General features: G+C 71.1%; 20 protein-coding genes. 8 read left to right on the forward strand and 12 right to left on the reverse strand.

All coding sequences use genetic code 11. The annotated features are described in order from the left end of the window. Position 1 precedes the first annotated feature (1 nt). Positions 2–1,072 carry a bifunctional DNA primase/polymerase gene (locus OG730_RS42690; protein WP_327309742.1) on the reverse strand — a complete coding sequence of 357 codons (1,071 nt, stop codon included), beginning with the start codon at positions 1,070–1,072 and terminating at the stop codon, positions 2–4. Between the two features lie 98 nt (positions 1,073–1,170). Next, positions 1,171–1,557, reverse strand: a complete 387-nt coding sequence (locus tag OG730_RS42695) for a hypothetical protein (RefSeq protein WP_327309743.1) — start codon at positions 1,555–1,557, stop codon at positions 1,171–1,173. 646 nt (positions 1,558–2,203) lie between these two features. On the opposite strand from OG730_RS42695, the gene OG730_RS42700 reads away from it, so the two are divergent. From OG730_RS42700 to OG730_RS42715, 4 genes are all read left to right on the forward strand, one after another. Then, entirely contained in the window at positions 2,204–2,437 is a 234-nt protein-coding gene (locus tag OG730_RS42700; RefSeq protein WP_327309744.1) for a hypothetical protein, read from the forward strand. Continuing rightward, the gene (locus tag OG730_RS42705; protein WP_327309745.1) at positions 2,434–3,900 is read left to right on the forward strand and encodes a hypothetical protein; all 1,467 of its coding nucleotides are present in this window, start codon (positions 2,434–2,436) and stop codon (positions 3,898–3,900) included. The genes OG730_RS42700 and OG730_RS42705 overlap by 4 nt, the downstream gene beginning before the upstream one ends. A 143-nt stretch (positions 3,901–4,043) precedes the next feature. After that, on the forward strand, positions 4,044–5,150 hold the full coding sequence (locus tag OG730_RS42710) for a hypothetical protein (RefSeq protein WP_327309746.1): 1,107 nt from the start codon (positions 4,044–4,046) through the stop codon (positions 5,148–5,150). Positions 5,151–5,253: 103 nt separating this feature from the next. Further along, entirely contained in the window at positions 5,254–6,051 is a 798-nt protein-coding gene (locus OG730_RS42715) for a hypothetical protein (protein ID WP_327309747.1), read from the forward strand. A gap of 95 nt (positions 6,052–6,146) precedes the next feature. On the opposite strand, the gene OG730_RS42720 is transcribed toward OG730_RS42715, so the two are convergent. After that, positions 6,147–6,755: a hypothetical protein gene (locus OG730_RS42720; RefSeq protein WP_327309748.1), complete on the reverse strand. Its 609-nt coding sequence runs from the start codon at positions 6,753–6,755 to the stop codon at positions 6,147–6,149. Between the two features lie 339 nt (positions 6,756–7,094). Here OG730_RS42720 and OG730_RS42725 point away from each other — a divergent pair, with 339 nt between their 5' ends. Beyond that, entirely contained in the window at positions 7,095–8,009 is a 915-nt protein-coding gene (locus OG730_RS42725; RefSeq protein ID WP_327309749.1) for a hypothetical protein, read from the forward strand. Between the two features lie 12 nt (positions 8,010–8,021). Here the strand turns inward: OG730_RS42725 and OG730_RS42730 are convergent, their stop codons facing one another. Continuing rightward, complete coding sequence (locus tag OG730_RS42730; protein ID WP_327309750.1) at positions 8,022–8,285, reverse strand: DUF6225 family protein; 264 nt, start codon at positions 8,283–8,285, stop codon at positions 8,022–8,024. Between the two features lie 241 nt (positions 8,286–8,526). Beyond that, a complete protein-coding gene (locus tag OG730_RS42735) occupies positions 8,527–8,811 on the reverse strand; it encodes a hypothetical protein (RefSeq protein WP_327309751.1) in 285 nt (94 codons plus the stop codon). Positions 8,812–8,990: 179 nt separating this feature from the next. Here OG730_RS42735 and OG730_RS42740 point away from each other — a divergent pair, with 179 nt between their 5' ends. Then, positions 8,991–9,863, forward strand: a complete 873-nt coding sequence (locus OG730_RS42740) for a hypothetical protein (RefSeq protein ID WP_327309752.1) — start codon at positions 8,991–8,993, stop codon at positions 9,861–9,863. 118 nt (positions 9,864–9,981) lie between these two features. On the opposite strand, the gene OG730_RS42745 is transcribed toward OG730_RS42740, so the two are convergent. Beyond that, a complete protein-coding gene (locus OG730_RS42745; protein WP_327309753.1) occupies positions 9,982–11,214 on the reverse strand; it encodes a hypothetical protein in 1,233 nt (410 codons plus the stop codon). A 6-nt stretch (positions 11,215–11,220) separates the two neighbouring features. Continuing rightward, positions 11,221–11,625: a hypothetical protein gene (locus OG730_RS42750; RefSeq protein WP_327309754.1), complete on the reverse strand. Its 405-nt coding sequence runs from the start codon at positions 11,623–11,625 to the stop codon at positions 11,221–11,223. Positions 11,626–12,035: 410 nt separating this feature from the next. On the opposite strand from OG730_RS42750, the gene OG730_RS42755 reads away from it, so the two are divergent. Further along, positions 12,036–12,419, forward strand: coding sequence for a hypothetical protein (locus tag OG730_RS42755; RefSeq protein WP_327309755.1), 384 nt, complete (start codon positions 12,036–12,038; stop codon positions 12,417–12,419). Positions 12,420–13,048: 629 nt separating this feature from the next. Here OG730_RS42755 and OG730_RS42760 read toward each other — a convergent pair. After that, positions 13,049–14,059, reverse strand: a complete 1,011-nt coding sequence (locus tag OG730_RS42760) for a DUF8094 domain-containing protein (protein ID WP_327309756.1) — start codon at positions 14,057–14,059, stop codon at positions 13,049–13,051. A 403-nt stretch (positions 14,060–14,462) separates the two neighbouring features. Here OG730_RS42760 and OG730_RS42765 point away from each other — a divergent pair, with 403 nt between their 5' ends. Next, entirely contained in the window at positions 14,463–15,425 is a 963-nt protein-coding gene (locus OG730_RS42765; RefSeq protein WP_327309757.1) for a LuxR C-terminal-related transcriptional regulator, read from the forward strand. A 696-nt stretch (positions 15,426–16,121) separates the two neighbouring features. Here the strand turns inward: OG730_RS42765 and OG730_RS42770 are convergent. The 4 genes from OG730_RS42770 to OG730_RS42785 all read right to left on the reverse strand — a co-directional run bounded on the left by OG730_RS42770 (position 16,122) and on the right by OG730_RS42785 (position 22,183). After that, positions 16,122–17,075: a hypothetical protein gene (locus OG730_RS42770; protein WP_327309758.1), complete on the reverse strand. Its 954-nt coding sequence runs from the start codon at positions 17,073–17,075 to the stop codon at positions 16,122–16,124. Between the two features lie 4 nt (positions 17,076–17,079). After that, complete coding sequence (locus tag OG730_RS42775; RefSeq protein ID WP_442815239.1) at positions 17,080–19,899, reverse strand: DEAD/DEAH box helicase; 2,820 nt, start codon at positions 19,897–19,899, stop codon at positions 17,080–17,082. Between the two features lie 222 nt (positions 19,900–20,121). Then, entirely contained in the window at positions 20,122–21,258 is a 1,137-nt protein-coding gene (locus tag OG730_RS42780; RefSeq protein ID WP_327309876.1) for a methyltransferase domain-containing protein, read from the reverse strand. 43 nt (positions 21,259–21,301) lie between these two features. Continuing rightward, positions 21,302–22,183 (reverse strand): radical SAM protein, encoded by an 882-nt coding sequence (locus tag OG730_RS42785; protein ID WP_327309759.1) that lies wholly within the window; start codon positions 22,181–22,183, stop codon positions 21,302–21,304. Positions 22,184–22,422: the final 239 nt, after the last annotated feature.

Genomic DNA, 22,422 nt, shown 5'->3' on the forward strand with positions numbered 1-22,422 from the left:
CTCAGCGGTCTTTCGTCGGGTTCAGGGGGCGTCGCTGCCCAGCGATCAGCCCGGACTGGATGATCCGGTGCGCTTCTCGTTCACGGTGCGGGCGGGCCTGCACAGCCGCCTCGATGAGGGCGTTCCGGGCCTCCGCATCGCTCGGCACCAAGCCGGCCGCGACCAGCCCCCCCATGGTGAAGGCGGCCTTGTTGAGCTTGCTGCTCCAGCCGCTGCCCTCCGACAGCCGCTCGCACTCGGCCACCTGCGCGAGCGCCGTGGTCACCACCGCGCTCGCCCACGCGGACTCCGACTGCGGAGCCGCGATCCGCCGAGCCAGGTTCGGAACCCGGGCTACGCGCGGCCGGGGAGCGGCGCCAAGCAGGTGGCCGGTGCGCTGGAGGGCACCGGCCAGCCAGCTCGGCAGCAGGGCGGGAACGCGGACGTCGCCGAGCGCCCGGTAGACCCCGGCGTCGGTACGGGTCCCCGGCGCCACGATGTAGCCGCCCTGAGCACGCACGTCCAACTGCCAGCCCAGTGCCCGTCCGTCGTGGTCGCCGCCCGCGGAGCTGGCCCAGCGGGTGTTGCGGGGAGCGGCGAACCAGAGGTGAAGGCCGCCGGACGGCGTCTGCACCGTCAGCGTCCCCATGTCCTCCACCGCCTCCGGCCCTCCGGCCAGGCGTGCCAGAAGCATGAGGGTGTCCAGCCCGGTGCGCACCTGGCGCGCGTCCTCCGCCGAGACCTCGAAGCCGGGCAGCACACGCTCTGCCTCCACCGGGCCGTCGACATGGCAGTCCACGTCGACCACCACGAGACCGGCCGCCCCCGTGGAGACGCCCACGCCGGGGACCGGCTGCTCGCTCCACCACCGGGCGATCCGCTCGGGCTCGACCGTGGCGGCATAGAAGCCGTGGCACCAGCGCCCCTGTTCGATGCAAGGGCACCCGGCCGGTGCGTGCGGCTCGTACTGGGTGCTCGACAGCCGGCACCGGCCGCAGCCGGGCCGGGGCGTCTTGTGGCCAGCGCGCAGAGGGAAGACCGGCCACCCCCGCCGGGCGCACCAGGCGGCGACTTCGCCCGCCCTACTCTCCACGGCCGCCCGCCTCCCCGTACGGCAGCGCGCCGCCGCGGCCGGCTCCGGCGCCGGGAGCGCCTTCGGGCCAACCGGCCGCCGTCGCGAACGAAGAGGGGTCAGCCGACCAGAGCGGGAACGCTCGCAAGGTCACCATCCCCTTCCTCCGCCACGACCTTCAGCATCGAGGTGGCCCACCGGCCGAGAGGGATCAGGACCAGGGGCTCGGGCGCCTCCACGTCCTGATGCATCCAGTCCGCGACAGCCTCCAGGGCGTGCTGCGCCTCCACCCGGTTGCCGTCGACCACCAGGGTCGTCCGCGCCTCGACGGAGCCGGCCTCCAGCATCTGCCGCGCCAGCGCCATCACCTGGTGGTCGCGCGCGAGAGCCTCCTCGGTCCGCGCGCCGGCCTTCGTCCTGCGGTTCGTGGAGCGGTTGGCACTCAGGGTGGTCGCACAGAGCGCCAGGACGGCGTCAACGGCCTGCAGTTCCTCGGCGGCGGGCATCAGCCCGATCCGATGCAGGTTGCGCAGAGTCTGCGTTCCCACCCCGGCGCGCGCAGCGACCCACCGCTGCGACCGCGGCCGCATCAACTCAGCCAAGTCCAACATCACAAAAGCCCTTGATCTGCGAGCGGCCGCCACCGGCCGACCGTGAAACGAACAGGCCCCAGAGTGAGTGACCCTCTGCCACCTGAAGCTGCGCGTCACTTAACTCCAGAAACGCATGTCTGGTCAAACAACACGCGGTAGATGAGCACACAAGTCCTGCGGGCATGAAGAACCGGCAGGTCAAAATACTTCAATCCGCAGGAAAAGCGGCAACAGGATGCCGATGGGCTTCCCTGGAAGGCCGGTTGCCGTCAGCCGGCCAGTGGATGACCGTCACCCGGGCAATCAAGATCAAATGCCACTGCCCGGCCAGAGACACCGACGGAACCCGCGCCCACCGAGAGCAAGATCCGGCCTGCCCCAACCGGTGCCCGGTCCGGCCCCGTTCCCGCCCTGCGCAACCGGAAGCACATCAACCCGCCCCCTCGTCCCGCCCGACGGGACGAGGCTGCCGCCGGGCTCCCGGTCGGCCCACCTCTGAGCACACTCGCCGTGAAGGACAGGACCAAAGGCGCCTTGGACCCGAACGGAAAGCCTCCTCTTGATTCACCACACCCCCGAAGCCATCCAGGCCGAGATGCAGGAGCGGCTGCGCGTCGCCGGCCATCAGCGCCTCGTCGCGGCCGCGGCCGCGGAGCGCCGCCGCCAGCGCCGTGCCCGCCGCGCCGCCCGTCCCGGCTGGATGCGTCGCGCAGTGCGGACCCTGCGCCGGGCCGCGGCCGAGGGCCTTCGCGTCCACGACAGCATCAAGCAGCAGGAAGGCGCGCCCCGATGACCACCCCCTCCCACGACAACCTCCAGCAGGCCCCCGGTAGCGGCCAGGCCCGGAGGACCGCACGACGACGCGGCGGGCGCCGGGTCCTCGCCGCAGGCCTGGGCGCGGTCGTCCTCGCCGCCGCGCTCACGGCCTGCGCGAACAACGCCGCCCCCGGCCCCGGCAGCAAGAAGAAGCCCACCGCGACACCGAGCACGAAGACGAAAGCCCCGAAGGGCCCGTTCGCGCCCCCGCGCCTCGAACAGGCCTGGAAGAGCGCCCCGGTCACCGGCGACCTCCTGCGCACCAAGCTGCTGGGCAGCTGGCGCACCGACACCGCGCTCTACGTCGGCCGAGGCACCGGCATCACCGTCCTCGACCCGGTCACCGGAAAGCAGCTGGGCACCATCGAGCCGCCCGAGCCCGGCATGAGCCCCTGCGGCATGAGCGACGGCCTGAGCAAGGACGGCCTGGGCGCGCTCGCCTGGCTCAAGGGCGACCCCGACAGTCCCAAGGCCACCTGCGACCACATCACCCTCATCGACACCCGCAAAGGCAACACCGCCCGGTGGACGACCACCGTCAGCGCCGAACTCCTGGGGGGCAAGCCGCTGACCGACGACACCACCCGCCTCGGCTTCACCGGTGACGTCCTCGCCGTCATGACCGGCAACACCGTCGTGGGCCTGCGCACCGACAAGTCCACCGCCTGGACCTGGAAGAACCCCGGCGTCCGGACCGACACCTACGTCCTGAACTGGGACATGGCCATCGGCCCCGACCGCATCGTCGTCCTGCTCGGCACCGAGCACGGTGCCACCTGGACCTACGAGATCGCCACCCTCGACGCGAACGGCAAGCAGCTCTCCGCCACCCCCGAACCGATGCCCACGCCCAAGGACGGAAGCATCGACCTGGTCTCGGCCGCGCCCATGACCGCGCTGGTCCGCCCGGACTCCTTCGACCACACCACACCGCCCGAGCTGGTGACCCTCACCCGCGAGGGCGCCGTCGCCCGGCGCATCAAGCTGGCAACGCAGGCCGGGCCCGCGACCATCGGCCAGTTCAACCTGCTGGGCCGGGCCGAGAAGTACAACGTCCAGCTCACCGACACCACCGTCTACGTCGCCGCTGGCGACAGCCTGAGTATGGAGGGCGCCCCCACCCAGGTCGCCGCCTTCGACCTGGCCACCGGAGCCCACCGCTGGACCCGCCCCGTCGGCGCGGCCGCCCAGCCCCGCTTCGTCGGCGCGGACGACGACACCGTCTACGTCCTCGGCGGCAAGAGCATCTCCGACATGGAGTTCTACGCGTACTCGGCCAAGACCGGCGACCGCACCAAGATCAGCACCGTCAAGGCCCCCGACAGCCTCTTCATGCTGAACTCCGCGATCATCGACTACGCCTCCGGCAGCCTGGCCACGATCACCACCGGCTCAAGTCCCGGACCCGGCGTCTTCATGTTCCGCGCCCCCTCCAGCTGACCCCCAGCCCCGGGCCGCACCACGGGTCCGCGGGCACCTGCAGCCTCCTGCGCCCCGCGGTGTTTCCGCTGGGGGCCACCGCAACACCCCCGCCCGCTCGGCGGGATGCCTTCAACAGCGCGCACCCACAAGGACCTTGGGCCATGCCGGGTGTCATGCGCAACGTCCAGCGGCCAGCGACTGCCGCACCCACCCACCTTCCGGAGACCGACATTCCCGCCATACGCAAAACCCTCGCCGCCACCGCTGTCGCCGCCGCCGTCCTCGCGGGCACCGCCGCCTGCGGCACCGCCGAGAACCTCACCGCCGCGCAGAAACTCGACCAGTCCGTCGACAAGCTCGGCCGGCAGAAGGCCATCTCCCTCGAACTCGGCCTCGACACCGACGCCGCCACCCTCAAGAAACTGGACTCCGGCTCCGCCCCCGGCAAGGAGATGCCCGACCAGGTTGCCCAGCTCCTGGCCGGCGCCCGCGTGTCGGTCTCCGTGCAGTCGAAGAAGCCGCTCCAGGACTCCTCCGACACCGACATCACCGGCATGGCGGTGAAGGTCTCCGGCCCGGACGGCGACCTGCTGGAGTACCGCCAGGTCGGCGACTGGGCCTACCTGCGCGCCGGGGTGAAGGCGCTCGAGAAGGCCGCCGGCAGCAAGCTCCCCGCTCCCGGCCAGCTGCCCCCGGACGCCACCGCGCTCAAGGAGATCCTCGGCGGCGGCTGGGTGAAGATGCCCGCCGACAGCCTCACCAAGAACGCCCCGGGCAAGGACACCGGCCCCTCCAGCGACCCCGCCGCCGACGCCCGGAAGAAGAAGGCCATCAAGGGCCTGCAGGACCTGATCACCCGCGAGGTCCAGCTCAAGGACACCGGAACCAAGAACGGCGCCGACCACATCACCGCCACCGCCTCCTTCAAGACCCTCCTCACCGGCCTGGTCGACGAACTCCGCCCGCTGGCGGGCGACCTTCCGCCGGGCGCCAACCTGCCGACCAGCCAGGACCTCAAAGGCGCCCCGGACAAGCCCGTCACCGCCGACTTCGCCATCAAGAACGGTGCCCTGAGCACGGTATCGGTGGACCTCGCCCCGCTCGCGGACACGGCCAAGAGCAACAAGTTCGCCCTGGTGCTGCGCGTCGGCAAGGGCGAACAGGCCACCGCTCCCGACCAAGCCGCCCAGATCGACCCGGGCGCCCTGTCTCAGCAGCTGCTGGGCGGCCTCGCCCCCCAGCACATCACCGGCGCCGGATCCGTCTGATCCAGCCCAACCGCCGCGCCGGGTGCGGCACCCCCGCACCCGGCGGCCCCGCACGCGCAGCACGGTCCTGACCCCAGCCGTGCCTGACCACAAAGAGGCCCCCATGACGCGTCTGTTCGACCGGCAACTCGCCCAGCCCCAGCCGCCCTCGCTTTACGACTTCCTGCAGACCGTGCAGGCAACTGGCGACGACAGCCCCCGAGCGATGAGAGTCCGCAGGCTGCTGGCCTCCCCGGAAGCGGCGCGTCTGGCCCGCCAGGTCCGGCCCGGCGGCACCGGCTTGTCCGTACGCGAACTCCACGGTGCCCGCGTCGTCGCCGCCGAAGCGGTCCACGACAAGGTCTCCCGTACCCCGGCACCGGAGCTGTTCGCACGCCTGCGCCACCAATCCGTTCTTCCCCGGCACCAGCTCACGTTCATCGAAGCGCAAAAGCTCAACTCCCTGGGGCCGGTGACAGCCATCGGCTGGCTCGTCACCAGCCGCCCGGCCGAGGACGGGTACGCCATGGAGGCCTACTTCTCGACCGAATGGGGCAGGGGCAAGCTCTTCTCGCCCCTTGCCGCCTTCCACTTCGCCCTGGACCACAACGGCCGCTACCGTCCCGAGGCCGGCAGCGACCTCCCGCACGTCGCGATGGCCACCCCGGAGGATCCTCAGCGGCCTGGCCTCCTCCCCGAGATCCTCGACCCCATCGCACAGAGCCTCTCGGGCACCACGGCCACGCTCCTGGCCACGCTGGCCGTCCTCGACAAGGCCGTGCACCTGCCGGAGACCATCCCGGACCCGGCGCAGTCCGCCGCCTACCGGCGCCGAGCCGGCCGGGCCCTGGTGTCGTACCGCAGGATCTCCGCCGACACCCCGGCACTGCTCGATCTCGTCGCCCCTCATCCCGCCGCCTGACCTGTCACGGCAGGCGCCCAGGCCGCGCCTGCCGCGTCACCAAGTGCCGCGCCCCGGCCTCGGCAGGACCACGCCGCCGGACCGGACCGCGGCAGCTACGGCACCTTCCACGCCAGCGGATCCTTGTAGTAGCCCTGGGAGTAGGTCACCTTCCCCACCTTCGCGCCCGCGGGGATCAGGTACGGCGCGCACATGCTGCGGCTCTCGCCCTCCTTGAAGACCGACTCCAGGTCCTCACTCGTGCAGTCCGTCGGTCGGCTGCTCAGGTCCCCGAAGAGCAGCAGCCGGGTCGCCTTGGCGCCGTCGGTCGTCTTCGCGCCGACGTTCGTCATGACCATCGGGCCCTTGACCGGCTCCCCGCCCACATGCCGGGCATCCACGTACACCCACGCCACCTTCTGACCCGCGAACTTGCCGTCCTCGCCCAGCCCCTGCAGATCCTCCGGCTTGCCCTCGACGACCTTCTGCGGGGTGATCAGGAACTTGCCTGTCGTGTCCCACCGAGTGATCTCCTGCTCCTCCTGGCTGGGCTGGCCGAGCACGAGCTCCTGCGCCCCTGCCGCGCCGCCGGGCCGGGCACTCTTCGCGGCCCCGCCCGGCGAGCCGCCCGCAGTGGGGCCGCACCCCACCGTCAGAGCCAGACCGCCAAGGAGAGCCGCCGCCACCAGGGGGCGGTACCGCCGGGACCGAACACTGCGCTGCATCGTCATCGCTTCCTGTCATCCGAACACGGAGAACCACTGGGTCGCGGCCATCGTGGGCACCGCGGCCCAGCCCAGCCCGCGCCCGCCAGTACTCCTCCCGCCTCGCGGGCACGAAGCATCCAGTGGCTCTCCCCGTGTCCCGCCTCACGGGCCCGCCCCCGCCGCACGGCGCCGCCACCACCCCCGCGGCCGCGAGCAGACTTCCCGCACCACGCAACGCCCAGCGAGCCCGCGTCCCACCCCACGGGAGGCGCCGCTGCCGGACCGCGCCGGAGCCCACCGCCGGCCCTAGGCTGCCTCGAGGGCCCGGCACCTCAACCACTGGCAGCGGGAGGACTCTTGGACACCAGCATGCTGCGCACCCCCCTGATCGCGCAGACCGTCGAGGCACTCGTCGCGGACGGCGGCGGACTCATCACCTACGAGCAGGGCATGGGCGGACGGGAGACACTCGTCGCCGCGGCAGCCGCTCTCGCAGCCCGCAATGGATCCCCGCTGACCATCGTGGAGTCAGTGGTCCTGCACGAGGAAACCCGCGCGACGGTCGCCGCGCTCCAGCCCGGCGTGCAGTGCACGGTCATCTCCGCCCGCGACGCCGCACTCCAGCCGCAGCCCGCATCCGGCAGCGTCCTGGCCGTCCACGCCGATCTGCTCAGAGACCCGATCGCCCGTGAGTCTCTGCTCGAACTGGCGCGAGCTGCCGACCACCTCCTGGTGGCCCGCCACGACTACAGCGACCCCAGCCTCGACAGCCTCGCCGGTACTGCCCACCGACTCGATCGACCGTCCTTCATTGCCGCCGCGAACAAGGCCTCCGCCCGTTGGGCCCAGACGTTCGCCCCCACCTACGTCCCGCCGCCGATCGAGCAGCGCGACGGACGCCTGACACGCCAAGAGGCAGCCGTAGGGGACAGAGACGACTTCACCGAGTACTTCGAGCGCAAGCAGCGCTTGATCGCCCAGCTGAACCAGCAGACCACTGACGGGCCGGCTGCGGACGGTGTCGAGTACATCGACCTTGCCGACATCGAGGCAGTCACGCACGCCGACCTCGACCGGCTCGCCGCCGAGGAGCAGGAGCGGATCGCGGCGTTCGTTGAACGTCTTGAGGCGCGGGCACGCGACCGGATCCAGCGTGTCACCCAGGCGGGCGGGACGGACCCTCACCTGCCCCGTGCACCGGCTCAGCAGGACCAGCGACAGGCCACCGCCCACCAGCACCAAGCCTCCGACGGGCGGGCGCCCGGCCGGTAGCACTCTCCGGGATCACTCCACGTCGAGGTAGTACGCACCCGCCGCGGCATCGGCGAAGAGCGTGAACCGGACCTGAGGCGGGACCGTTTTGCTGCCGTCTGCCAGCTCCACGGGCTCAGCGTTGACCAGTACGAACTCGTCGTACCCGCCGACGAAGTCACCCGGCCCGTCTGCCACCCCGACATGGATCGGGGTCTCATCGGGAACTGCGGTGAGCGCGTTCCGCAGCTGCCCTGCCGTCCACACCTGCGGCACGTGATCGAACATCTCAGCCATGGCCAGAGGCTAGGGCGCGCACTGCCCGCTCACGCCGCGCCGCGCCGGTGAGAACAGCTCATCAACTGCGAAGCCGGGTCGCCTCGGCGCCCGCCGCGGCCAGACCGTACGCTGGGGGAGCCGATGGCCAGGGTTTCTGGTCCCGTGGGGCCCGCCGAGTGAGATCCGGGCCCCACAGTCGTCTCCAGACTGCTACGGGCTGCCCGACTGGTCGCCTGCGCCGCGGGCGGTCGGGTCCGGTCTACTGGCCGTCCGTCCCGTCGTCGCCGGGGAAGCGCACGTTCCAGTAGTCCACCGCTGCCGACGGATCAGGGCGGTGCGGCGTCCACGCAAGGCCGTCCACGTCGTGGCCCCAGCTCTTCAGCAGCTCGGACGCCCATTCCTTGGCGCCGTTCACAGCGTCGGCATCCAGCCTGTCGTCCATCACGGCCGTGTGATCGCTGTCGCCGACGCGGTGCAGCACCCACGCCGCGTCGTCGCTGCCCTCCATCGCGTACGCGAGGATCAGCTTTCCCTCATCCTGCATCGTGGCCTCCAAGCCGAGTGTGGTTCATATCGGGGCCAACCATGCCATCGGGTACTGACATGGCTGTTCGGGCCGCAGGCTGTTGCACGATGCCGGCGCCACCGCACCCGTCCTGGAATTCACCGGCGCGCGAGCAGCTCCGCAGCGGACAATCACCCGGAAAGACAGGAGGCGGCCGGATGGTTGCGGAGTTGAAGTTCGAGGACGGCACCCACATCAGACTGCGGGCGCCGGAGCAGCACGGCGTCCCGGCCGTGGGACTGCTTCCTGGGCTGGGCGCGCACCGCCTGGCCGTACGCATCGACGTCGAACCCCTCAACGTCGCCGACGGCGTCAACCACTTCACGCTCGCCGGCGAACTCCGCGCGGCCGAAGGCATCGGCTGGATCGGCTCCTTCCTGCCCACCCTCGTACCGCTGCGCACCAAGGCCACCAGCGTGTCCGCGGAGCTCGTCGTCCCGGTCACCTCCGCGCAGCTCTTGGCCCTGGAAGAGCACCGCGGCGGCCGCGACTTCAGCGTCCTGGTGGATCTGCAGGGAACCCTTCCGCAGAGCACCGCACACCCAGTCGCCCACCTGCAGGAGACCCGGCAGGTCGCCGCGAGCACCTGGGAGCAGCAACTCGCGAGCGTCGGCCTGACCGCCTCGTTCACCATCACCATCCCGCTGCCGATGGCACATGGCCCGATCCGGCAGGCCGCCGAGCACCTGCGCACCGCGGACCGGCAGATCACGGCAGGCGAGTACACGGACGCGATCCGCGAGACCCGCCTCGCCCTGACACTGATGCGGACCCTGGGCGTCTGGCCCACGGGCGGCACCAAGAAGCGGGACGACCAGGACCAGGCCGACCGGTACGGGATCCTCCAGGACCGGATCGCCGCGCAGGCCGACGGCTACGCCGACATCATCCAGGCGGCCTTCAGCCAGGCCAGCGGGCCCCAGCACAACGACGGCGCCATCGCCTCGGCCGCATGGACCCGCGCCGACGCCGTCGCCCTCAACGCCCTGGCGGCCGCCCTGCTGCACCGGCTCAGCAGCGAGACCGCATAGACGCGACAGCCTGCCCGAGCCGAAGCTGGGCCGCCGTCTCGGAGTCGCCCCGCAGCGGGGCCGGCCGTCGACATAGCCCTCACCCCAGGGCAGCGCGCAGCCTGAGCCCGATGCCGCCCTACCGCAGGCGAGGCGACTGGGGTGACGGGGTCTGCTGGGGCGCCCGCAGGCTCTCGAACACTTCCCGAGCCGGCGCAGGCAGGGAGGCGGCGACACGCTGGCGACTTGCCTCCTGGAGCTTGGCGGCCATGGCCGCGATGTCCGCCTCCCGACCCGCGAGCGGATCACCGGCCCCGGCCCGGCGCGGTCTCTGACCTGGCCGCAGTTCGCCGATCTCGTCGAACCGCGCTGTGTACTGCGCACTGGCCTCGCCCCAGTACTCGGGCGCGATGGCCGCGTCGATCGGCTGGTCGAACTCGGCGGTGCGCGTGGCCCAGGGTGTCTGCGGAGACCGCCAGGACATGCCCGTCAGCTCCACCTCGATCCCCGGCGAGTCGGTGTAGGAGACCCAGGTCGTCCGCAGCTCGTGCCGCGGGATCTCCTGGCCGGGCGCCAGCCGCACCCGGAACGCGACATGGGTGACGTCTTCCGCGGGCGCCGGATCGAAGACCTGCTCGTGGGCCATGTCCTCGAACGCGGCCCTGCGGGTGGTGTGCCAGCCGGCGGCGTACGGGAGGCTGCCGTACCCGATGTGGTCCAGCAGCCGCTCGGCCCGCTCGCCCGCATCCCGCCGCTCGTCGTTCATCACCCGGCGCAGCTCGTCCGGCAGCACCAGCCGCAGCCCACCGTGCAGCTCCAGGGCCGCCGGGTCCGGCCCCTGCGCCCGGGCTTGCCGGTACGCCGACGCCCACTGGGCCGCCACCACCTCCAGCCGCTCCCCGTACCGGTACTCGGCCGCGCCATGCCCGTCCAGACCGTTCATCCGGTTCTGGTAGGCGTTGCGGGCCCGTTGCGCCATCACCACGACGGCATCGAAGTAGCGGGCCCACTCCTCCGGCGGCCGGTTGTGGATGTTGCGCTCCGGGGCCGGTTCGGCATACCGGTTCCACCAGCGCGCCCCGTCCTGGGTCCGGCCGCCGTGGTCGATCCATGCCGTCGGGTGCGCCTCGTACAGCGCGTCCATCATCACGGAGGCCAGGTTGCGACCCTGATACTCCGGCTCCACCTCCAGCATCCACACCGACAGAGCCTGTCCGTCCGGGTGGACCAGGAAGTCCAGCCGCCCCGCCGGCACGCCGCCCACCAGCGCCAGCACGCGCCGGGGCGTCCACCCCGGGTCGGCGTCGGTCTGAACGTCGGTCAGCCACAGGGCGGTCCCCGCGTTGTCGAGCTGCGCCTCGGCCCCCGCCATACCGGCCTACTCCCGCGCTGTGGGCAGCCCCACCGCGGCGACGAGGCGGCCGCTGGCGACCCGGACGCCCGGCAGCGCCGACACCGCGGCGGCCACCGCGGCGGCCACCGCCTTCTCCACCTGCTCCGAAGCTGCCGCACCCGGCAGACCCTCAATCGCGCCCGGCTCGACCTCAAGCCCGACCTGCACGGTCAGCAACGCACTCTGCCCGTCAGACACAGCCCCGGCGGAGGGATGGGCGACCAGCTGAGCGGTGCACGAGACCTCTCCCGCACGGTGGGGCTGCGTGCAGGGACCGAAGATCACCTCAGCCACGCCACTGAGCAGCTGCATCAGCCGGGCCACCTCATCGGCGGGGCCGGTCAGCTTCACCTCGGTGAACGCCGGACCGGGCGGGGGCATGTCACTCATCACTGCTCCTGGGATCGTCCAACCCCGCCCCCTTCGGGCCGGGTTACCCAAAAGGGGCGCCGACCTGCGCCCCCGCAGTCAGTCTCGCAGGGTGCCGTGGCCGCTCCGAGGTGAGCCTGCCGCGCTTTCGGGCCAGGCGGTGAGAGACCGGCCACCGGATGCCAGGCCCAGGCATCCCAACCGTGCCGCGCGTTCCGGCAGACGGGAAAGGACCGCACACCCGGTCATCTCCCACAGGGGGCTGGGCGGCAGGCCGCCGCGCACCATGTCCCGCGGGGCGGACCGGCAGACCACCCCGGGCCGGCCCTGCTCCCGTCCGGCGGGACAGCTCCCCTCTCCCTTGCCCACGGCCGACACCACCGACGCACTCTCGTGGCGTACAGGAACGCGGCCGCAGGGGAGGGGCGCCGGTGTCACCAGCCCGCAGGAAGAGCGACAGTCCCAGCCCGGGCGGCATCCACGGGACGCAGCTCATGCTCTCGGCCGAGGTCGAAGACATCACGGCCATGCGCGAAGAACGCGATCTGGGAGCGTACATGCGAGTCCTGATCAGCCCCGCCCCCACCGAGCCCGCCCCCTTGCCCACCGACTTCCGCGACCCGTCCCACATCCCCGGTGCATGGCCCGCTCCACGGCCCCCGGGCCCGGGGCACGCACAGGCCCCGGGAGGGTCCGCCTACTGCGGTTGCCTGCAGTGCCAGGTCCTGGCGGAACACGTCGAGTCCGACGCATGCGCCTGCTCGTCCTGCGCGTACGAGAAGTCGCAGCAGTCGGCTGCCCGCCACGCGGTCTGAACTCCCGGCCCTACAGGACAGTCCTGGCCAGAGCGGCATTCCCGGGCCGTGGCTCCGGCAGCCCCTGAACCGCGTCAGCGGCCACCCAGCCGCCACCCACCCCCTGAACGGCGAGCCCATGCGCTGCCAGGCCCTCCAAGTGCTTGAGGACGGTGCGCTCGGTGAACCCGACCGCCTCGCAGAGCTCCCCCACGCCGCTCTCCCGCGTTCCTGCCGCCCGTAGCGCGCTCCACGTGCGCCGCGCAGGATGGCCGAGACCCCCGTCAGCCTTGCTCGCGAAAGCCGACCCGCCCGGCTCGGGCACCGGCACTGCGGCGGGCCTCCCCTGCGAGGGCAACACCAGACTGTCCCCAACCGACGCCGGGGCCGGCGCGGCCGCGACTGAAGGCGCCCCCTGGGCGGCCCGGTCCCTACCGGTCCTGCTCACCGGCCGAGGGGTACGGTTCACACGGCGGTGCCTGCGGCCCTTCTGATGTTTGCCCATGTCGGCTCCTCCAGCGACTCGCACCCGGCTCCTGATCTCAACGAGCCTGCCAGCCCGTGGAAGCGACATGGACGCAGACGGCCCGGAGAATCACTGACACGGCTCATCACGATGACCTGTCGACGCAGCCGTGCGGTGGCAGCGGTCAGCGGGACCCGGTCAGCTCGTACCGGTAGTCGAGGAGCGTCGCGGGCCCAGTACTGCTCAGGAGCACCACACCCGTGCCCTGGAACGTACTGACAACCACAGAGCGGGACGTCGCGTTGTACACCCGCTCATCAGTGCCGGGGGTGATCAAGAGGCTGGGATCGGTCACGCGGCTCTCCTGGGTGTGCGCCAGGGGCACGATAGCGATCACACCACTCCCGGTCCGCAGCGCGTAGATCTTGCCGCTGCCCGGGGGAACAGGCTGGAAGGAAACCCGTGCCTGCGGGCCCAGGTTGGAGCCGCGCTCGGCGTACTTCTTGAGGATGCTCTTCGCGCTCTCGTTCTCGTGGGAGAGCTGCGCTCCTTCCTTCGTCCCGCCCGTTGCGAAGAGGTCCTCGACCGCCGCGCCCGCCGTGCGCGGCGCCAACGGTCCGACCGCCGTGCCCGCGTCGGCCGTGAGGGCGAGCCCCTGCTTGGTCTCAATGGGCGGCATGGACTTCTCCGGGAAGTTCGCGGCGACCTTCTTCCATGTGTTCGCCGTGTCGGCGGACTTCTCGAAGACCAGCAGCTGGCGCGAGGTTCCTTCGGTGGTGGCCTCGGCTGCGAACCAGTTTCCCCCTTCGGGTATGTAGAAATTCCGCTCTGTGAAATAGAAGGGCTTCTTGTACTCCTGCTTTTCCTTCTCGCTCAGCGTCCCGTACTGCTCGTACTGCGCCTTGCTCCGTGCGTACAGCTGGCCGGCCTCCACGCTGGAGACCAGCTCCGCGTCCTGAGCTGCGTTCGCCCGGTTGTTGACGTCCTGGTAATTGTCGAGGATGGCGTTGGCCTCGGCCTCGGTCACCACGCCGACAGGAGCGGCCGGGGCGCTGGAGCTGGGAGGAGCCGGAGTCGGCTGCGCTCTGCCCGACGGCCCGCTGCAGGCGGAGGCCAGCGTCAGGCAGGCTGCGACCGCGGCGCCGACAGCCGCGCCTCGCGATGCGCCGTAGCGGCGCAGGTAAGTGTGGGTCATGGAGAGCTCATTCCTGTCGAAAGGCCGGTGCTGTCCAACCTGATGCAGGGTGGGCCCCCCGAACCGGCCCGGCACTCGGTCTGCCCGGCAGGCGGGACGGCGTCTGCTCCCCGGGTCCTCCCGGCGGGATCGGCCCGCGCGCGGGTGCCCTTTGCGCCCGGACGAACAGTCCCCGCTGCCCGCCAGGAGCGTAGGCGTCATCAAGTGGGCTGCCATATCCAGCGGAAATGGGAACACCTGACATTTCGCGCGCCGCCGGTGGCGGGAGGCGCGCGCTGAGATCAACCTGATTGCTGAATGCGGCCAACCTTCCTGATACTGAGTTCATCTGTACTTCAGGAAGGTGAGGGAGCCATTCGTGACAGACCAGGAAATACCCTTGCCTGGAACGACCTTGACCCACATGTGCGACATCGAGGTGGAGACCTACCGACGGGCGCTTCGAGGCGAGCTCCTCGAGGAAGACGAGCCCGGCCTCAGGAATCTTCTGGCCAGGGGGGTCCTGGTCGCCAACCCCTTCCACCACGGGATCTACGTACCGACGCCCCCGCACTACCTGGAGACCCAGCTCCACGCGAGCGTGCTCAGGACACTGAGCGCCGCAGTCGAGGAGTTCGCCCAGATCCCCGCCTTCGTGCGCGAGCTCGAAGCGGAACAGCAGAGGCACGGCCAGCCCTTCAGCCCGGCCGCATCCGTCCACCTGCGCAGCGTGGACGCGGTGAACGCTGAGACGATCCGCACCACGATGGGTGCCAGCCGCGAGATCCTCACCGCCCAGCCCGGATTCCGGTCGACGAAAGTCCTCAAAGGGGCTCTGAACCGGCACATGGAGCCCGCACGGCGCGGTGTGACGGTCCGTACGATTTACAGGGCCAGTGAGCGCAGCAACGCGAACCAGAGCCAGTGGGTTGCCGAGGTGACGGCTGCCGGCGCGGAGGTCCGGACCCTGGGCGAGAGCTTCCCCCGGCTGATCCTCGTCGACCGGGCGCACGCCTTCTTCGAAGCCTTCGACGAAGACGGCGTCCTGATCCCCAAGACCGCCTGGTACAGCCAGGACCGGGCAGTCTGCGAGGTACTGGCCTTGTATTTCTATACGGGATGGGAGCGGGCAGACCCGTGGCTGCCCGATGCGAAGGACGAGCCCGCCGGCAGCACCGGGGCGGAGCACAAGACCACGAAGCTCCAGCGGACAATCTTGCGCAGTGTCGTCGCCGGCCGCGGCTACGACCAGATTGGTAAGGATCTCGGGGTGAGCGAGCGGACAGTGAGCGTGCACCTCTCGAACCTCAGGACCGCTCTCGGCTTCAAAACGCTGCCCCAGCTGGCCCACTGGTGGGCGACGTCACCGGAACGACTGCTCTCGTAGACGGCACACGAGGGTGAACCGTCGCAGAGCGGCGACGCTCGCTGCCTCGCGCTTTCAAGATGCCCGAAGGCCGCTGTCGCAGCCGCCTGGCGGCATCGAGTACCACGTTCCTACGAGACCATCCGTACGACGTGGGGTGCCACTACATGTGCGACGTGATGGACCCTGCGCTCGTATGTCCATGCGGTCGGATTCAGCCGAGGGCCGCCGGCTCGGGGGTCGGCCGGGACTGAAAGCTCGAAGCGCGTGCAGACGGCACACCCGCGGACAGGACCGGGATCCGCTTCGTGTACGTCGATCCGGTGGTCGCACAGATTGACCAGGGCCACGAGCGTCATCGCCGCAGTGACGCCGGGCTGCTCCGGATCCTCCGCGTCTCCGGACACGGCCGCGAACCGCTCACGGGCCCGCTCGAACGACCCCTGTAAGACGGCGCCGAGCGAGCAGCACTGCCCCAGGGTTTCAGGTTGGTAGACGACCACGGCACGAATGTAGGCGGGGCCGCACGGCGGCCGCGGGCGAATCGTGGAACCGGCCCGAGCCGCTTTGGCCTCGCCGATCGTGACGATGGGAACTCGCACCGGAATCAGTGTCGGTGCGGGCGCTGTCCGTCTGGAAGGATGAGGAGGGCATCCGGCCCGCTCCCGTCCGTCCGACGGCTGCTCAGCAACCCCTATCACCATGCGGCAAGGACGATCAGCCGCGAGGCGCCGCTGCTTTGCCGGGGTTCCCGAAGGCCTCCAGCCTGGTCGCGTCCTGCTCAGGCGTCAGCTGTCCAACTGGGTCGACGAGCGGGTTGCGGCGGCGGCGCAGGGCCTGGCTCAGCAGATCAGCCGCACGGGTGGCAGCACCACGGGCCAGGACTTGGTAGCCGGGATCACCGAGGTCGGGCAGTGACGCGGAGCCCCTTGGCTCGGGCGACGGCCTGGGCAGGGCCGGGAGGGGCGGAGCGGCGTGCCATTGGCGCCGGTAATAGAGATCGCGGGCGTCCGCTGCGGGAGTCGGGAGGCTCTCGGGCCGGTAGTAAGGCTGTGCGCTGAGGTGCTCGGGGTCGTCTACCAGGGCGAAGAAGTCGGTGGGGGCGTATCCGCCCAGCAGCAGCAGGGTGAGGGGCTCGTGGTCCAGGGTCCGGGCGTAGTACTCGATGAGGGCGGCGATGTGGTCGCAGACCCTCTTGCGGCTGCGACAGGGGCAGTCGGAGTTGCTGATCTCGCTGAGTGTGGGGAGCAGGCTCACGCCAAGGCTGAAGGCGAGGTCGATGATGTGGAGCATCGCGTCGTGGCTGGTGGAGGCGGCGAGGTGGTGGGCGTGGGGGCGGGTGGCGGCGGCGAGCAGGAGCCACTTCTCGCCCGGCAGGCGGGGCCAGAACACGTCGAGTGTGCGCGAGTGGGCGTAGCCGGCGCCGGGATGGGCGGGTTGCACATCCTCGACGGGAATGAGGCCGTCGAGCCGGCCAGGCCACACGGTCAGGTCGGTGATCGTCTCGACGAACGGCATCCCGGCGTTCATGCGCTGCTCGTCGCGGCGCTGCTGCATCAGCTCCCCGTACCAGGCCTCGCGGACACGGTGATCGTCCCCGGCGGTGGCGGTGGTCGGGCGGTGCACGTAGACGGTGCCGTGGAGCTCCTCGTAGGTGTGGAAGAGGACCATCGGTTCAGTGCCTCCGAAGCGCGACAAGGTCGGCGAGCTGGTCATCGCCCAGCTCGGTCAGGCCCAGCTGTTCGGCGCCCAGGACCATGTCGGCGGTTTCCCGTTTGGCGGCCAGGAGCTGGAGGACTTTCTCCTCCACGGTGCCTTCGGCGACGAAGCGGTGGATCTGGACCGGCCGGGTCTGTCCGATGCGGTAGGCGCGGTCGGCGGCCTGGTCCATCACAGCCGGGTTCCACCACTGGTCGATCTGCAGGACGTGTTCCGCGCGGGTCAGTGTCAGGCCGCTGCCAGCCGCACGCAGCGAGAGCAGGAAGACGGGGAACTCGCCGTCCTGGAACCGCTGGACGAGCTGATCACGCTGTCCGGTGGGAGTCTTCCCGGTCAGTCCCTGGTGAGGGATGCCGCGCCGCTTGAGGTGGGTGGCCAGCAAGTCGAGTACCTGCGTGTACTGGCTGAACACCAGCACGGACTGCCCCTCGGCGAGGATCTGATCGAGGAGGGTGTCCAGGAGGTCGATCTTTCCGGAGCGCCCCGCGATGACCGGATCCGGTTCCTTGAGGTACTGGGCCGGGTGGTTGCAGATCTGCCGCAGGGAGGTGAGCAGCTTCAGCACCAGGCCGCGCCTGTTGATGCCGTCGGCCGCCCGGATCTGCTGCAGGGCCTCGCGCGTGACAGCCTCGTACAGGGCTGCCTGCTCGCGGCTGAGCGGCACGAAGGCGTCCGTGTCGGTCTTGGGCGGCAGTTCGGGGGCGATGCCGGGGTCGGTCTTCCTGCGGCGCAGGACCAGCGGGGAGATGAGCGCGGCGAGGCGGGCGGCGGCCGCTGTGTCGCGGCCGGCCTCGATCGGGCGGGCGAAGCGCTCGCGGAACGCGGGCCATGTGCCGAGCAGGCCGCTGGTCGCCCAGTCCAGCAGCGCCCACAGGTCCGCGAGGGAGTTCTCCATGGGGGTGCCGGTCAGTGCGACCCGGCTGCGACTGTCGATCTCCCGCAGCGCCCCGGCGGCGCCGGACAGGGCGTTCTTGACCGCCTGGGCCTCATCCGCTGCCAGGAGCGACCATGGGGTGTAGGTGAGGCGGTCGGTGGAGCGGCGCAAGGTGGCGTAGGTGGTCAGGACGATCGCGTCTGCGGGCAGGAGCTCGAGGCTGCGGGCGGGACCGTGGAACCGGCGGACCGGCACGGTGGGGGCGAAGCGCGCGATCTCCCGCTCCCACGCACCGAGCATGGTGGCCGGACACACCACCAGCGTCGGCCCGGCGGTGGCCGCACTCTCCTGGTTCAGCAGGTGCAGAGCGATCAGCATGAGCGTCTTGCCCAGGCCCATGTCATCCGCCAGGATTCCGCCACCAACCGGCCCGGTGGTCAGATGGTGGAGCCAGGCGAGCCCGCGGCGCTGGTAGTGGCGCAGCTCCGCCTTGAGCCCGGCCGGTGATGCCACCTCGGTGTCCGCGGCGCCGGTCAGGGCGGTGCGCAGGTCGGCCAGCCAGCCGGTGGGATGGACCTCGACGCGCTCCTCGCCGATCTGCCCGGCGCCTGTCAACGCACAGACAAGGGCCTCGCCAGCGCTGACCTGCCCAAGGCGGCGTTCTCGGACACGCCGCAGCAGGGCTGCATCGACTCGCACCCAGCGGTCCCGTAGCCGTACGAACGGCCTGCGAGCCTCCGCGAGGACGTCCATCTCGGCGTCCGTCAGATCGTCGTCGTCCACGGCGGCGCGCCACTGGAACTCCAGCAGCTGCTCCGCGCCGAAGAGACGGTTGGGCGCGACAGCCTCGGGGCGCGGGGCGATGACGGTGCGCCCGGTCAGGGCGCGGACCAGGTCGCGGGGCCAGTGGACGGCGCAGTCCGCCCGGGCCAGGCGCGCGACCGCATCGCCGAGCAGCTCGTCGATCTCGGTCTCGTCCAGTTCCAGAGCCCCACCCCGTCCCGGGTCGTCGAGGAGGCGGGCGAGCGGCGGCCAGGTGCGGGCGGCGCGGCGCAGGGCGAGCAGGGACTCCATCTGCCGGGTGGCGTCCGGTGTTCCGGGCGCAGGCACGGCACGCCACAGGGATTCGGCGTCCTCGACCCGGTGCCCGCCAGCGCTGTCGTGGACCTGGACGACCGCGCGGACCCCGGTCTCACTGTCGTCGGCGTCGAGCTCCAGCCGCAACGACAGCCGTACGCCCAGCGCGGCCTGGCCGGCCATGCGGGGGCCGGCCAGGCGCAGGTGCGGTACGTGCAGGGCGGGACGGTCGGCGAACGCGGCCTGGCCGGTGACCACCGCGGCGCCGGGGGAGCGGGGCAGGAAGTCGGCCATTGCGTCGAGATACGCGGACAGCAGATGACCGGGGTCGCCCATGGTCGGCCCATGGCCCGGGGAAGAGTGCGAGAGCGCGCTTGCGTGTGCTTCCGGCGGCATGGCCGCGAGCAGTGCGTCGAGCTGGTTCTGCCACGGCCCGGGATCGGTGGTCTTCCACGCGTCGTACCCGCGCGCGGTGAGCGTCGGCGCCAGTCGGCCGTCAGCCACCAGATGCAGCGCCATCAGGGCTGCGGCACCCCAGAACCGGCACGCCTCGTGCCCATGGTCATGGGTGCGGCAGTGCACCAGCAGCGGCCAGGCATCCTCCAGCCCGAGGGTGTAGTACGGGACGCTCCCGGTCTTGGCCTTGCCGCCGGACCAGCGCACAACGGTGGTGCCGCGCTCACTGAGCCGTGCCTGGGGCGGCACGGCGAGCTGGTCGGCCGGGCCCATCGCCGCGGCCGGACGCCAGAACACGAAGCGGCCAGCGCGCGGCGGATCCGCAGGTACGAACATCGCCGGGTAGTCCGTGAGCTGATACTGACCCAACGACCCTTTCCCTTCCCCCATGTTGCGTCACCAGGGCTCTTTCCCAGCCTGGCAGCACCGGCCGGCTCCCCCGCGCCCCTACGGCGATTACGTCCGAACGAGTGAATGGTGTGGCCGGAAGCCTATGCGAGCTGGTATCCGGCGCTTGGCGACGGTCAACTGCCGTGCTGGGAACGGGCAGAGCGGTACCTCGGGCACGGGCAGACAACCGGCCAGTGGCATCTACAGGGTGGTTGACCACCGGCCGCGGGACAGCGTGGTCTGTCCGTCGGGGGTGATCGTGACCCGTGCCCCGGTCACCGGCAGCTCCCCGCCGATGATGAGGCGGTCGAGGATGCCGGTCAGCAGGTCCCACAGGCGGCGGGAGCCGCCTTGGTGGACCGTTGGCAGGTCGCGGGCTTTCGTGGTCCTGGCGCGGGCCCAGGAGCCGTCGGGGTGGGCCATCCACACGGTGCGGCCGCCGTCTTCGTGCTGCTCGGTGCGGTGCTCGATGCCGGGCGCTTCCAGTTCCAGGGTGGCCTGCACGGCCCAGGAGTCCGGGACGTAGGTGAGCGGGTAGCGGCTGACGGATCTCTCCCCGTCCTCGTCCGCGGCCTTCCATACCTCGGCGGCCGCCACGGCGTCGTCGTAGTCGTCGCCGTGGCGGGTGCGCATGAAGGTGGCCTGGTCGGAGGAGATGAAGCCGCGGGCGCCGCCGTCCGGCGTCTTGTCGGCGACGAGGATCATCGCGGTGCCGGTGATGGTGGTGACCAGCCGGCCCCCGGGGCGCAGCGCGGTCAGCCACGAAGCGGGCACGGGCCGGACGGAGACGGTGGACACGATGCGGTCGACGTCGGCGGGCAGCGTCTGGGTGATGTCGCAGACGGCGGTGCGCGGGTGCAGGCCGATGCCGGCCAGCCGGTCGGTCGCGACCTCCACGAGGTAGGGGTCGACGTCCACGCTGGTGACGAGGTGGTCGCCCAGGCGGCTGCAGGCGAGGGCGGTGCCGTATCCGGTACCGGTGGTCACCAGGGTGCGGGAGCCGTCCGCGAGCATCGCGTGCCGGTACATGGTGGCCATCAGGCTGGGCAGCGTCGAGGACGAGGTCGGCCACCTGCCGTACGGCACCATCGTGCCCGGTTCGACCTGGTCGGCGTGATCGGTACCGATCCGGGTGACTAGGGTCTGGTTGCGGTAGGCGGCCTTGAACCAGGCTTCGGGGTCGTCTGGCCCGTTGCGGACCACCCGGCCTCCTGTGCCGCGCTCCCACCAGTTCGGCACGAACAGGTGCCGGGGAGTGCAGGCGACCGGCTTCCACCACGGCGACTCCGGCCGAAGGTGCCCGTCGGCAAGACGGCGTGCGTGGCTCTCCCAGTCCAGGTCCAAGTCCCTGCGCGTCCTTCCGTGTCCGCTCGGTCGAAGGTCAGGAATCGTCGGCCGGGCCACACGGCCCGGAGTTGTCCGGTCCGCACGCGCTGTCGTCATTCGGCGCGCAGTCAGGAGGGCACAGGGCCGCCCCGGCGCGGCGCGGGATGCTCGCGGTCACCTCGGCCCACCGGTCGCTGGCCAGCACCGACGCCAGGCTCGTGTTCTTGACGCTGCCCGCGGTCAGGAACCGGCCCATCTCGCACACCGACACGCTGCCGTTCGGGAGGACGGCCGCCTTCTGGTCCCCGCACCGCCCGCACAGCGACGCGGTGGAGGGGATCGTGGTGCCCGCGGCGTTGCCGACAGCCCGCACCTGGCTGACCTGTACCTCGTGGACGCCGAGGGCCTGCATCTCGGCGCGGGCCCGCTCAGCGCGTTCCAGGTCACCCCTGTCGAGGATGGCGACCTTCAGCCGGATGCCGCGCCTGACGGCCTCGGCGATGTTGGCGCGCGTCGCCTTGTGCGAACCGGTCCGGCCGGTGACCGCGTCGTGCTCGGCCGCGAGGCTGCTGTGATAGGTCGTGGCCAGGCGCACGCTGGGGTGCTCGAAGAGCCGCCAGTGTTCACCGCGGATCTGGAGCAGGTTGCTGTAGACCCGGACGCGAAGACCTGCGTCGACGGCCCGCTGCAGCATCCGGGCGAACGCCGGATGGAGGGTCGGCTCGCCCCCGATGAGCTGGAGGTCCTTGACGCCGAGGGCGACGGCTTCGTCGATGGTCCGGTTCCAGTCCTCCTCGGTCATGCTGCCGTGGTCCCGGGTCGGCCCCGAGCCCGCGTAGCAGAGAGCAGGGCAGGTGAGTTGGCAGCGGCCGGTGATCTCCAGCGCCAGGAACCGCAGGGTGATGGAAGTGGGCGGGGCCTCCAGCGCGATCGTCATGACGCGATCGTAGGCCGCGTACCGTCAACCCGAGGGTTTTTGCGGCTATTTGGATCTCGACGGCGCAGCTGGACGTCTCGGCTGCTGGTCTTCTCCTGGGCGGGGCTCGGCGATGACCAGCTCGTTGCCGAGCCCGGCGAGAGCGGGGGATGAGGAACAGCGGCGGCAGACTACGTGCCTGTCTGACCGTGATCACCCCACGGTGGGCTGGGTGGCCGCCAGAGGGCCCCTGCTGCCGG

Origin of the sequence: Streptomyces sp. NBC_01298, assembly GCF_035978755.1 — a bacterium.
In the GTDB taxonomy this organism is placed as follows: Bacteria; Actinomycetota; Actinomycetes; order Streptomycetales; family Streptomycetaceae; genus Streptomyces.